This window comes from Rhodococcus chondri, from assembly GCF_036327435.1.
Taxonomy (GTDB): Bacteria; Actinomycetota; Actinomycetes; order Mycobacteriales; family Mycobacteriaceae; genus Rhodococcus; species Rhodococcus chondri.
This window is the reverse complement of record NZ_JAUZMZ010000002.1, coordinates 33,341-45,444: the sequence shown is the minus strand read 5'-3', so window position 1 is coordinate 45,444 and position 12,104 is coordinate 33,341. Positions and strand designations below refer to the sequence as shown.

Annotated in this window: 10 protein-coding genes; 6 read left to right on the top strand and 4 right to left on the bottom strand. The window is 65.7% G+C overall.

Annotated features, from left to right (window positions below; genetic code table 11):
- Positions 1-166 precede the first annotated feature (166 nt).
- The 4 genes from Q8814_RS00835 to Q8814_RS00820 all read left to right on the top strand — a co-directional run bounded on the left by Q8814_RS00835 (position 167) and on the right by Q8814_RS00820 (position 5,170).
- Positions 167-1,585: an ABC transporter substrate-binding protein gene (locus Q8814_RS00835; RefSeq protein ID WP_330150096.1), complete on the top strand. Its 1,419-nt coding sequence runs from the start codon at positions 167-169 to the stop codon at positions 1,583-1,585.
- Positions 1,586-1,680: 95 nt separating this feature from the next.
- Positions 1,681-2,628, top strand: coding sequence for an ABC transporter ATP-binding protein (locus Q8814_RS00830; protein WP_330150095.1), 948 nt, complete (start codon positions 1,681-1,683; stop codon positions 2,626-2,628).
- Entirely contained in the window at positions 2,618-3,664 is a 1,047-nt protein-coding gene (locus Q8814_RS00825) for an ABC transporter ATP-binding protein (protein ID WP_330150094.1), read from the top strand. The genes Q8814_RS00830 and Q8814_RS00825 overlap by 11 nt, the downstream gene beginning before the upstream one ends.
- Positions 3,665-3,730: 66 nt before the next feature.
- Positions 3,731-5,170: an MFS transporter gene (locus tag Q8814_RS00820; protein WP_330150093.1), complete on the top strand. Its 1,440-nt coding sequence runs from the start codon at positions 3,731-3,733 to the stop codon at positions 5,168-5,170.
- Between the two features lie 44 nt (positions 5,171-5,214).
- Here Q8814_RS00820 and Q8814_RS00815 read toward each other — a convergent pair whose 3' ends face one another.
- The 4 genes from Q8814_RS00815 to Q8814_RS00800 all read right to left on the bottom strand — a co-directional run bounded on the left by Q8814_RS00815 (position 5,215) and on the right by Q8814_RS00800 (position 9,819).
- Positions 5,215-5,505 carry a DUF3263 domain-containing protein gene (locus tag Q8814_RS00815; protein ID WP_330150092.1) on the bottom strand — a complete coding sequence of 97 codons (291 nt, stop codon included), beginning with the start codon at positions 5,503-5,505 and terminating at the stop codon, positions 5,215-5,217.
- A gap of 124 nt (positions 5,506-5,629) precedes the next feature.
- The gene (locus Q8814_RS00810) at positions 5,630-7,063 is read right to left on the bottom strand and encodes a FadD3 family acyl-CoA ligase (protein WP_330150091.1); all 1,434 of its coding nucleotides are present in this window, start codon (positions 7,061-7,063) and stop codon (positions 5,630-5,632) included.
- Positions 7,060-8,241: an amidohydrolase family protein gene (locus Q8814_RS00805; protein ID WP_330150090.1), complete on the bottom strand. Its 1,182-nt coding sequence runs from the start codon at positions 8,239-8,241 to the stop codon at positions 7,060-7,062. The genes Q8814_RS00810 and Q8814_RS00805 overlap by 4 nt, the downstream gene beginning before the upstream one ends.
- Before the next feature lie 39 nt (positions 8,242-8,280).
- Complete coding sequence (locus tag Q8814_RS00800; RefSeq protein WP_330150089.1) at positions 8,281-9,819, bottom strand: AMP-binding protein; 1,539 nt, start codon at positions 9,817-9,819, stop codon at positions 8,281-8,283.
- Between the two features lie 137 nt (positions 9,820-9,956).
- Between Q8814_RS00800 and Q8814_RS00795 the strand changes: the two genes are divergently transcribed.
- Together Q8814_RS00795 and Q8814_RS00790 are read left to right on the top strand one after the other, a co-directional pair.
- Positions 9,957-10,673: an enoyl-CoA hydratase/isomerase family protein gene (locus Q8814_RS00795; protein ID WP_330150088.1), complete on the top strand. Its 717-nt coding sequence runs from the start codon at positions 9,957-9,959 to the stop codon at positions 10,671-10,673.
- Positions 10,674-10,742: 69 nt separating this feature from the next.
- The gene (locus tag Q8814_RS00790) at positions 10,743-12,101 is read left to right on the top strand and encodes a cytochrome P450 (protein WP_330150087.1); all 1,359 of its coding nucleotides are present in this window, start codon (positions 10,743-10,745) and stop codon (positions 12,099-12,101) included.
- Positions 12,102-12,104 lie beyond the last annotated feature (3 nt).

Here is a 12,104-nt window from a genome sequence, read left to right as displayed (position 1 = left end):
GAGAGTGATTCGACACAGACGTTTTCTGACAATCCTTGCGGCGACATTTGCCACCACCCTTGTGCTGGGCGCCTGCGGCTCCGGCGACTCCGGGAACGGCAACGCCGGCGGCAATTCGGCGGATGCCGGCGAACCGGTGGCCGGTGGAACCGCGACCATTCTGCAAATGGGCGAACCACGCTCGCTCGACCCGGCGGCGTTGTCCAACACATGGGCGCACCAGGCCACCCTGGGCAACGCGCTCTACGGCTCATTGATGATCAACAACGACGAGACGTACGAGCTCGAGTACAAGATGGCCACCGACTTCTCCACCACCGACGGTGGAAAGACCTTCACGCTCGCGTTGCAGCCCGATCTGAAGTTCAGCGACGGCACCCCGCTCGATGCCGCGGCCGTGAAGTTCAACTGGGACAGACTGAAAGACCCTGCACTGGGCTCGACCACCATCCGTCAAGCGGTGCAGATCGAAGCCACCGAGGTGATCGATCCGGCCACCGTCCGAGTCACGATGGTCAAACCGAACCCACAGTTCGGGCAGGCGGTCGTCGCCGGCGCCCTGAACTGGATCGCCTCACCCGCCGCGCTCGAAAAGGGCCAGCAGTCGTTCGACGAGAACCCGATCGGCGCAGGACCTTTCACGCTTGCCAATTGGATGCGTCAGAACGCGGTCGAACTCGAGAAGAATCCCGCGTACTGGGACGCACCGAAACCGTATCTGGACGGGCTCACCATCCGCACGGTTCCGGACAGCAACCAGCGTCTCAACACCATGAGCACCGCTGCGGCCGAGCTCGCCTCGGAAACCAACTGGTCGAATATCCACAAGGCCGAGGACGGCGGGCTCTCCTACCTCGTCTCGTCGACCGGCGGCGGCCAGGTCGCCGGAATGAACTTCCGGCGCGCACCGTTCGACGACGAGCGTGCTCGTCGCGCGGTGTCTCTCGCAATCGACCTCGAGGCCGTGAACACCGTGGTCTACAATGGTGACGGCGAAATTCCGCGGACGCTCTTCCCGGAGGACTCTCCGTTCTACGCCGACATTCCGATCGGTGAGACCGATTCGGAAGAGGCACAGCGACTGTTCGACGAACTCGCCGCGGAGGGCAAGCCTGTCGCCTTCACCTTCCTGTCGTACCCGACGACGGAAAGCCGCACGCTCGGTGAAGCGATCCAGGCACAGCTCAGCGCCTTCGAGAACGTGGAGGCGCGCGTGGAGGTCGTCGACTATGCCGTCGCGACCGCGCGAGCGGGGGCACGCGATTTCGACATGATCGTGTCGTCGGCCATCACCCAGGATCCCGATTACGGCCTCACCATGGCATTCGACTCGAAGTCCACCGGCAACTTCCTGGGAGTGAACGACCCCGAACTCGACGCAGCTCTGGACCGTGGCCGATTCGGTGAATCCATCGAGGAGCGGAAGGAAGCGTACGAGCAGGTTCAGCAACGGATCGCCGATCTCTCGATCGGTCTCTGGTACACCCGGGCGGTGCCCGGGGTGATCTACGGGAGTGACCTGAACGGGGTGCAGCTCTACACCCTCGGCTCGCCACTTCCGGAAGAGTTCTGGATCAGCAACTAGCCCGACACGAAAGAAAGGGCCGGCTCGTCGTGAATGCCCAGTCGCTTCTCCAAGTTCGAAATCTACGTGCCTACATCGGCACCCCGCGAGGAATCGTGCGCGCCGTCGACGATGTCTCGCTGGATCTGGACGCCGGGCAGGCGCTGGGCGTCGTCGGGGAGTCCGGATCCGGAAAGTCGGTGATGGCCCGCGCGATCATGGGGCTCATGCCTCCGCGTTCCGGTCGTTCCGGCGAGGTCACCTTCCAAGGACGGGATCTGCTGGCGCTGAACAAGAAAGAGAAACTGGAGGTCTGGGGCAAGCAGATTGCCATGGTCTTCCAGGATCCCGGCCGTTCCCTCAATCCTGTGGTCAAGGTGGAGCGGCAACTCACCGAGGGAATGCGCCGGCACCTCGGTGTCGGCAAATCGGAGGCCCACGACCGCGCGCTGCGCCTGCTCGAGGAGGTCGGCGTGCCCGACCCGGAGAAGCGGCTGAGCAATTATCCGCACGAAATGTCGGGTGGCATGCGCCAGCGCGTCATGATCGCGATTGCGCTGGCGTGTGAGCCGGACCTGTTGATCGCGGACGAACCCACCACCGCGCTGGACGTGACCATTCAGCGGCAGATTCTCGATCTGCTGCGCCGCGTCCAGCGCGACCGGAACATGGCCATGATGCTCATCAGCCACGACCTCGCCGTCGTTGCAGGCCGGACGGATCGGGTGGCGGTCATGTACGCGGGCAAGCTGGCCGAGGTCGGTTCCACCCGCGAAGTGTTCGACGCGCCCATGCATCGGTACACGCATGCGCTTCTCGGTGCCACTCCCACCATCGACCACGAGCGGCACGCGCCGCTGCGACTGATCGAGGGTTCGCTGCCCGATCCGACCTCACCGCCCGACGGGTGCCGGTTCGCGCCTCGCTGCGCGCATGCGGACGATGGGTGCGGTGTGGCCCCGCCGACCCTCGAATCCGCGGGTATCGATCATCAAGTGGCCTGTCTGCGCCCTGTTGCCGTCCCGGCGGGTGCTGTTCCCGGAGGTGAATCCCATGGCTGGTAGCGGTAGCGCTCATCTGCGCGGTGAGCAAGCCCTGCTGAGTGTGCAGGATCTGGTGGTCGAGTATCCGACCGATGCGGGGACGGTCCAGGCCGTATCCAAGATCAGTTTCGATATCCTGCCGGGTGAAACCCTCGGTATCGTCGGGGAATCCGGGTGCGGCAAGTCCACTACCGGTCGTGCGGTTCTCCGGCTGGACAGGGTGACGGCCGGCCGGATCCGCTTCGGCGAGGAATGGATCGAGCAGGCGCCGGAAAAGCGCATGCGGTCGCTGCGCCGCGACATGCAGATGATCTTCCAGGATCCCGTCGCCTCACTGAATCCGCGGCGCTCGGTGAAGGACATCGTCGTCGAGGGGATGGCAGTGGCCGGTGCGCCGGCGTCGGAACGAGAATCGACCTCGAAGGCCGTCCTCGACCAGGTGGGTCTGGGCAGCGAGCGCTTCGCCGAGATTCTGCCGCGACAGCTGTCCGGAGGTCAGGCGCAGCGCGTGGCCATCGCCCGTGCGCTGGCACTGAATCCGCGTTTGCTCATCTGCGACGAGCCGGTCTCCGCGCTCGACGTGTCGGTGCAGGCGCAGATTCTCAATCTCATCGAGGAACTCAAGGCCGAATTCGATCTCACCGTCGTATTTATCGCTCACGACCTGGGTGTGGTCCGCACGGTCAGCGACAACGTGATGGTGATGTATCTCGGCAAGGTGTGCGAATTCGGGGATTCGATCGAGCTCTACGACGATCCCGCGCATCCGTACACCCGGGCGCTGCTGGATTCGGTGCCGTTGACCGATCCCGAGAAGGCGTTCGCCGGTCCGGCCCTGGGCGGGGACGTACCGTCGCCGCTGTCACCACCGTCCGGGTGCCGCTTCCGGACCCGCTGCCCATACGCGCAGGACCGTTGCGCCGACGAGGAACCCGAGATGCGTGAGGTCCGGCCCGGCCAGTTCGCGGCGTGCCATTTCCCGCTCCCGTCGGTGCTCGGTCGTGAGAACCTGTTCGACGTCACGGAGACCGAGTTCGCGAAAGCAGATTCGCTGTAGCGGAAGGACCGGACACCGGTAGCGGTGTCGGTCCCCGGCATGTCGAACCCCAACAGAAGGGTCTCAGTGGACACCGCGAGTCCGGTCGGCCGCCCAGGCCGCACGATCTGGGTACTGGTGTATGCCGGCATCGTCACCACCCTCATGTCCACCCTGGTGATCCCGCTTCTCGGCCAACTGCCGAGCCTGCTCGGGACCAGCCCGTCCAACGCCTCGTGGGTGGTCACGGTGACGCTGCTCTCGGGAGCCGTCGCGACACCCGTCACCGGCCGGCTCGGAGATATGTACGGGGTACGCCGGATATTGCTGGTGTGCACGATTCCGCTCATCGCCGGGTCGTTCCTGTGCGCGTTGTCGTCCACGCTGGGACCCATGCTCGTCGGCCGGGCGCTCCAGGGAGCGGGCTTCGGCATCGTGCCGCTGGGGATCAGCGCGCTCCGTTCCCTGGTGCCGCCCGAGCGCCTGGGGTCTTCGATCGCGCTGATGAGTTCGTCGCTGGGAATCGGTGGAGCCCTCGGATTGCCGCTCGCCGCAATCGTTGCGCAGACCACCAGTTGGCGCGTGTTGTTCTGGGGTGTGGGCATTCTGAGCGTGTTGATCGCCGTCCTCATCGGATGGCTGGTGCCGGACACACCCGTTCACGGCACGACGGGCCGGTTCGACGTGTTCGGCGCACTCGGCGTCGCGATAGCACTGGTGTGTCTGCTGCTGGCGGTGTCCAAGGGCGGCGACTGGGGCTGGGCGAGCACCGAAACCTCGGTCCTGCTGGCCGTGTCGGTCATCGTGTTTCTGATGTGGGGACGGTGGGAACTACGGACCCGGACACCGCTGGTGGACCTGCGGGTGTCCGTGGGGAATCGAGTTCTGATGACGAATATCGTCACCGTCCTGATCGGATTCTCGATGTATTTCCAAGCGCTGCTCGTCCCTCAGATCCGGCAGTTGCCCGAAGCGACGGGATACGGACTGGGCCAGTCGATGGTGGTGATGGGACTGTGGTGCGCTCCTGCCGGACTGCTGATGATGGCGGTCTCGCCGCTGGGGGCACGCCTGACGACGGTGCGCGGCCCCAGGGTGACCCTGTGCGCCGGCTGCCTGGTGATGGCCGGGGCGTATGGTTCCTCGGTTTTCCTGATGGGATCCTCGTGGGGACTGCTGGTGATCACCTGCGCCATCGCCGCGGGTATCGGCTTGGCGTACGGCGCGATTCCCACCTTGATCATGAGTGCGGTGCCACAATCCGAAATCTCCTCGGCGAACAGCGTCAACACTTTGCTGCGTTCCGTGGGCGGTACCGCATCCGCCGCCGTGGCCGGGGTCGTGCTGGCGCAGATGAGCGTCGAGTTCGGCGCAGAAGTGATTCCCAGCGAGAATGGTTTCCTCACAGGTCTTCTGATCGGTGGCGCGACCGCACTGGTCGCGGCCGCGGCGACGATGGCCATCCGTGATGCACGACCAGGAGCCCGCGCCCCGCAACGTGTGGTCGCCGGACACGCCTCCCGCTGACGAGATCGCAGGGCCCGGAACGGTTTCCGGATCCGTTGACCTGGTCAGGCCGACAGTCTGCTGAGTGGATGCTCCGACGACACGTGACGCGACCGGTCCCTGTGTCCGATCGTCCGGACCTCGGCCGTGTGGATCCTCTCGTCGCAGATGCGTACGAGTTGTTCCAGGGTCTTCGGTTCGAGCTGATTCCACCGGTGCTTCGTCAGGAGCACGCGCAGGCGGTGGAAGTACTCCTGCGACGTGATCCCGAATGCGACGAAGATGTCTTCGTCGGGGCCGCCGTTCCAATGGCGCCACTTCAGGGCAAAAGCGAGCATCGCTGCTTCGTCGGTCATTTCGCCTCCTTCATCGGATGGATCGTCGAGTGGATCGTTGAGCAGTGTGCGGGGGGCCATCGGGAGACACCTCCGCACACCGAGTTCTTGGGTACTGCGGTATTCGTCTACCGCAGTACTTTGTCTACCGCAGTAGTTCCTTCATGACCTTGCCGGTCGCATTCAGTGGGAGTGAGTCGATGTACTCCACATAGCGCGGCGCCTTGAAACCCGCCATGCGCTCGCGACTCCACGCAATCAGCTCGGTGGGTGGGACAGGGGCGTCCGATACGACGAACGCCTTGCCGACCTGTCCGAGCCGATCGTCGGGAACGCCGATCACGGCGACCTGATCGACGGCGGGATGTTGGAGCAGGAAACCCTCGATCTCGGCGGGGTAGGCATTGAAACCTCCGACGATGAACATGTCCTTCTTACGACCGATGATGCGGAGGCGGCCCTCTGCGTCCATGCTTCCCAGGTCGCCGGTGTGCAGCCAGCCGTCCGGGTCGATCGTTTCGGCGGTGGCCTCCGGATCGTCGAGATAGCCCTGCATCACGTTGTACCCGCGGATGAGGACTTCGCCGTCGTCGGCGATGCGGATCTCGACGCCGTCGCACGGTGTGCCGACGGTCGTGGCGATCTGCTCGAACGTGTCGCCGGGACGCGACGCGGTCGCCGTGCCGGCCTCGCTCAGTCCGTAACCGGTCATGATCGTTTCGAACGGCAGCTCGTTGCGGATCCGGCGGATGAGTTCCACCGGGATGTCCGCGGAGCCGGTCACCGCCGCGCGCAGCGACGACAGATCCCAGCGGCCGGTGGCGTGCGCCGACAGAAGCGACTGGTACAGCGTCGGCGGACCGGGCAGCATGGTCACCTTCTCTCGTTCCACGAGATCGAGAACCCTGTCGACGTCGAGCACGGGTACCGGGAGAACGGTCGCTCCTCGGATGACGGAGGCGATCAGCCCGGCCTTGTACCCGAACATGTGGAAGAACGGATTGACGATCATGTACCGATCGCCCTCCCGGAGATCGGCGAGATCGCACCACTCCGAGAACATTCGGAGTGTCTGACGATGGTTCATCTGCACGCCCTTGGGGCGTCCGGTGGTGCCCGAGGTGTACATGATGTCGGCGATGTCGTCGCCGCTCACCTCGCGTTCGAACGGCTCTCCCTCGGAAAGGAAGCCGGATTTCAGATCGAACACGGGCACATCCGCGGAGACCGGGTACTGCTGGTCGAGGAAGCCCTTCTCGACCAGCACGGCTTTTGCTCCGCTGCGACGGATGATGTCGTCGGCCTCCTGCTCCCGGTACCGGGTGTTGACCGGTACGAGGACTCCGCCGGCGGTCAGCAGCCCGAAGGCCGCGACGATCCACTCGGCGGAGTTGGGAGCCCAGATCGCCACCCGATCACCCTTGTCGATGCCGGCCGCGGCGAAGGCACCTGCGGCCCGCCGGACACGGTGGGTGAGTTCGGTGAAGGTGATCCGGACGTCCCCGTCGACGACCGCTTCGGCCTCACCGAAGCGGTCGCCCGCACTCAGGACCATCCGGGGGATGGTCTGCCAGTTCATACCTTCAGAAGCCTCGCGAGGTTTCCACCCATGACCAGAGCCTGGTCTTCGAGGCTGAGGTTCTGGATGTGGCTGATGTAGGTGGTCGGCTCGGCAAGGCCTTCCGGATGCGGGTAGTCGGAACCGAACAGCACACGCTCGGCGCCGATGAGCGCGGTCAGCTTGCTGAAGTCCTCTTCCCAGAACGGGCTGACGTGGATGCTGCGCTTGATGGCCGCGACCGGGTCCTGCATGCCGAATCCCTCCGGCGCCTTCTTGTAGACGTCGGCGAGTGTCTGCAGCACGTGCGGGAGCCAGGAGGCGCCGTTCTCGATGACCGCGATCCGCAGCTCGGGGAAGCGGAACAGTGCACCGTGGCACACCCACGACGCGACGGCGTCCTGGATCGGGCGCCATTCGCTGACCATCCGGAATGCGTTGGTGACGAACGGGAGCATCTCTTCGCCCGTGCCGTCCCACTCCTGGTTGTACCGTGCGTAGCCGCTGTCGGAGGAGTGCTGGGTGACCAGGACGTCGAGCTCGACGACCCGCTTCCAGAACGGATCGAACTCGGGGAGTGCGAACGAGCGCGGTCCCTTGTAGCCGGGCACCGGTGCGGGACGCACCAGGATCGCCTTGGCGCCGCGTTCGACGCACCACTCCAGCTCTTCGATCGCCTTCTCGACGATGGGCAGGCTGATGACGGGGACGGTGAAGATGCGGTCCTTGTAGTTGAAGCCCCAGGTCTCGTACAGCCACTGGTTGAGCGAGTGGACGACCGCGTGGATCAGTTCGGGGTTGTCGCGCATGCGCTCCTCGACGAGGCTGGCCAGCGTCGGGAACATGAGGGTGCGGTCGATGTTGAGCTCGTCCATGAGTTCGAGGCGCGCGGCCGGCTCGCGGAAGGCGGGGATCGACTTCATCGGCTTACCGAAGATCTCGCGCTTGCTCTTGCCCTCGGGGTTGCCGTTCTTGAAGTAGTCCTCCATCGCGCCGGGTCGCGCGACCACCTCGAAGGTGGGGTTGGGGATGTACTCGCTGATCTGGCCGCGAATCGCGATCTTGGTGCGGCCGTTGACCTGGACGTACTGGATCGCCCCCTTGTACTTCTCCGGGAGGAACTTGGTCAGGGCTTCCTCGGTCTCGTACAGGTGGTTGTCTGCGTCGAACAGCGGGTACGGCAGATCGTTCGTGGTCATTTAGATCCTCCTTCTCCTGTTGCGAGAACAATATTCTCTTTATCTGACCGTGGCAATATCCCGCCGAACCACGAATTTCTGGATCTTGCCGCTGGCAGTGCGGGGGAAGTCGTCCACCTCGTGGAGCTCTTCGGGCCACTTCTGCTTCGCGAGCCCGGCGGCCTTGAACTGTGCCCGTACCTCGTCGAGCGTCGGAAGGGTGTGTCCGGGACGCAGTCGCAGCACCGCGGCGGCATGCTCGCCGAGACGCTCGTCGGGCACTGCCACCACGGCCGCCTCGGCGATTCCGGGCATGCCGAGCAGGACTTCCTCCACTTCGAGCGCGCTGATGTTCTCGCCACCGCGGATGATGAAGTCGGCCTTGCGATCGGTGATGGTGAGGAAGCCGTCCGCGTCGAGAATGCCGATGTCGCCGGTGTGGTACCAGCCATCGGCATCGAACGCCTTCGCGGTCAATTCCGGATTCGTGTACCCGGCACACAGATCCGGTCCGCGACTGAGGATCTCGCCGTCGTCGGTCAAGCGGATTTCGACTCCGGGCGCGGCGTTTCCGTCGGTGTAGAGCCGCTTGTCCTCCGGGTCGGTGACCAGCGAGCTGGTGATCGACGGATGCTCGGTACTGCCGTACGCGCGGAACACGATCATCCCCAGGTCGGCCAGGCGGCGCGTCACCGTGGCGGGAACGGTCGAGCCGCCGAGTCCCACGTACTTCATGTACTGCCGATGCCGTTCCGGATCCCAGTTCGGATGATCGATCAGACTCGTGATGAAATACGTTGCGCCACCGCCGACCACGAGCTCGTCACTCTCCATCAGTTCGATCGCCCGGGCGGGGTCCCACACGTCGATGAGGTTGATCGGGCTGCCGTCGAGTACCGGAATCAGGAACGCGTTGACCATTCCGATGAAGTGCCCCACCGGTGCCCCGGTGAGTTGCTTGCCGCGATCCGCCGGATAGCGCGCGGCGAGTTGACGTGTCTCGCAGCCGAGACTCCGGTGGCTGTGGATCACGCCCTTCGGGTCGCTCGTCGTACCGGAAGTGAAGGCCAGCAGGGCGGGCCCGGCCGGATCCGCCGGCTGGACACCTTCGAACGGTGCGTCGTCGAGCAGGTCGTCGAAGTCTCGACCGACTACGCCTACGATCGGCACGTCCGCGCACAGGTCGGGCTGGAACTCCATGTGCCCGAATCGCTCTGCGCCCACGAAGACCTTCGGCCGGGCCTCGCGCAGGATGTATCCGAGTTCCTTGGGGCCGTAGAAGTGGACGATCGGAACAACGGCGGCGCCGAGGAACGACGACGCCCAGAAGACCGCTGCAGCCTCCATCCAGTTGGGGAGTTGGAACGCGATCACGTCTCCGGCGCCGACTCCCCGCCTGTGCAGTCCCGCTGCGAGCCGGCGGGCAACGTGTTCGACATCGGCGAAGGTGCCCTCCCACGGGCGCACCGCCGAGTGGATCCGGAATTCGGTGTCCGGTGTGGCCTTCAGGCCCCGCGCGAGGAGGTCTCCGAGCGTGTCTCGCGTCCACCACCCTTCTCTTTCGTAGCGTTCGACCAACTCGGGAGGTATCTGCCGCATGGTGAGAGCTCCAGTGTCCGGGGTCGGAGCCACGCCGAGGTGGCCGCGGCGCAGCGGAGTCCGGCTGACGTTCGTCAGCAGTGAACATGTTATTCTCCTACAACTAGAATTCCAATATCATCTGGGAGAATGAAGCCATGGTGGAGCTCGAACTCGACGACGGCCTCGCGATCGTCACCATCGACCGGCCACACGCCCGCAACGCGATCGCGCCCGAGACCATGGACCAGCTGGAGAAGGTGCTCGATTCCGCCGAGGGAGCGCAAGCCCTGGTCATCCGCGGCGCGGGCGACCGCGCCTTCGTCTCCGGCGGTGATCTCAAGGAGTTGAGCCGCCTGCGTACCCTCGAGCAGGCTGCCGACATGGCACGCCGGATGCGCTCGATCTGCGACCGGCTCGGTGAATTTCCCGCACCCGTGATCGCCGCACTCAACGGCCACGCCCTCGGCGGCGGCGCCGAGGTCGCCGTAGCGGCAGATATCCGGGTCGCGGCGGACGACATCAAGATCGGGTTCAACCAGGTGTCCCTGGCCATCATGCCTGCCTGGGGCGGCGCCGAACGCCTCGCTGCCCTGGTGGGACGCGGCAGGGCCCTCATGCTCGCCGGATCCGGCACCATCCTCGGTGCCGAAGAGGCCCAGCGCGTCGGCCTGGTCGACAAGGTGCTGCCGCGCGAGTCCTTCGACGAGGGCTGGCGCACGCTCGCACGGTCGCTGACCAACAGTCCCGCGGGAGAGATCAAGCGGATCCTGAAGGGCGCCACTCCGGCCGAAGCCGTCGACGCATTCGCCCGGCTGTGGGTTGCCGACGAGCACTGGGAAGCGGCAGACAAGGTGCTTCGCCGCAGCAAGTGACGTGGGTTTGAGGGTTCACGCGACCGGCCATCCTGTCGTTACCCCGACGCCGACACGCCAGGAGCGACCGTGCCTGTACCCACAGCGAAGACCGACGCCGACCTGCGGGAGCGGCGTGCCTCAGCGGCCGACACAGCCCGACTGTTCGGCACCGTAGTCGCACCGTTCGTGGCGGTCGGGCCGATCGCGCGGCGGCGGCGGATGATGGGGCTCGCCGAGAAACTGCAGTCCGACGCGGCGGTCGTCGGCGCCGTCCCCCGGTTGCGCGACCGGTATGGGGAGGGGCCGCTGCCCATGTCCGTTCCGGGACGCGCGCTCGCGATCGTGCTGTCGAGCCGGGATGTCGACAGGATCCTGCGCACCGAGACCCACGCCTTCACGGCCGCCAACAAAGAGAAGGTCGCGGCGCTGAGCCCCTTCCAGCCCCGTGGAGTGCTGATCTCCCGCGGAGACATCCGCGCGCAGCGCCGTGCGCTCAACGAGTCGGCGCTCGAACCCGAGCACGCGCTGCACCACCTGGCAGGGGAGCTGACGCCGATCATCGAGGTCGAAGCGCAGACGCTGGTCCGGCACGCCGCGTGCAGAGGCGAAGTCGCCGCGCCCGACTTCGTCCGCGCCTGGTGGCGCCTCGTCCGGCGCATCACCTTCGGGGACGCCGCGCGCGACGACACGACACTGACCGACGAACTGTGGACACTGCGCTCCAACGGCAACTGGTCGTTCGCGCACCCCGTCCGGCACCGTCTCCGCGACCGTTTCGGTGAACGGCTCCACAGGTCCGTGGCCGACGCGCCGTCGACGAGCCTCGCGGGGGTGATCCGCGACCTGCCGGCACCGGCCTCGGTCGACGCGGTGGGGCAGATACCGCACTGGCTGTTCGCGTTCGACGCGGCAGGGATGGTCGCGGCCCGCACGCTTGCGGTGCTCTCCACTCACCCCGAACAGCGCGCCCGCGTCGCGGCGGAGCAGGCCGCCGCCGCGCCCGGAGCTCCCCGCACCTTGGACTACCTGCGTGGATGCGTGCTGGAAGCGACCCGGCTGTGGCCCACGACTCCGGTCATCCTGCGTGATTCGGTTACCGAGACCACGTGGGAAGACTCGAAGGGCAGCTACACGATCCCGGCCGGCACTGCCTTCGTCATCTTGTCGTCGGCCTTCCACCGGGCCGACGACCTGCCGTTCGCCGACACGTTCGAGCCGGAGATCTGGCTCGACGGCCGTGCCGAACAGTATCCGCAGCTCGTGCCGTTCAGTGCCGGTCCGACGGCATGCCCCGGCCGCAATATCGTGCTGTTCGCCGTGAGCACCTTTCTCTCCCGGCTGCTCGACGATGCGGAATTCACGCTCGTGTCCGACGTGAAACCCGATCCGGGCGCCCCGTTGCCCGTGACGTTCGACAACTTCGGCTTGCGTTTCGCGGTGCAGTGACAT

What these genes read in the sequence shown, in the direction of transcription:
- Q8814_RS00795 (WP_330150088.1), top strand. Translation starts at nt 9,957, where the DNA reads ATGGTGGAGCTCGAACTCGACGACGGCCTCGCGATCGTCACCATCGAC.
- Q8814_RS00825 (WP_330150094.1), top strand. Translation starts at nt 2,618, where the DNA reads ATGGCTGGTAGCGGTAGCGCTCATCTGCGCGGTGAGCAAGCCCTGCTG.
- Q8814_RS00800 (WP_330150089.1), bottom strand. Translation starts at nt 9,819, where the DNA reads ATGCGGCAGATACCTCCCGAGTTGGTCGAACGCTACGAAAGAGAAGGG.
- Q8814_RS00805 (WP_330150090.1), bottom strand. Translation starts at nt 8,241, where the DNA reads ATGACCACGAACGATCTGCCGTACCCGCTGTTCGACGCAGACAACCAC.
- Q8814_RS00810 (WP_330150091.1), bottom strand. Translation starts at nt 7,063, where the DNA reads ATGAACTGGCAGACCATCCCCCGGATGGTCCTGAGTGCGGGCGACCGC.
- Q8814_RS00835 (WP_330150096.1), top strand. Translation starts at nt 167, where the DNA reads ATGGGCGAACCACGCTCGCTCGACCCGGCGGCGTTGTCCAACACATGG.
- Q8814_RS00815 (WP_330150092.1), bottom strand. Translation starts at nt 5,505, where the DNA reads ATGACCGACGAAGCAGCGATGCTCGCTTTTGCCCTGAAGTGGCGCCAT.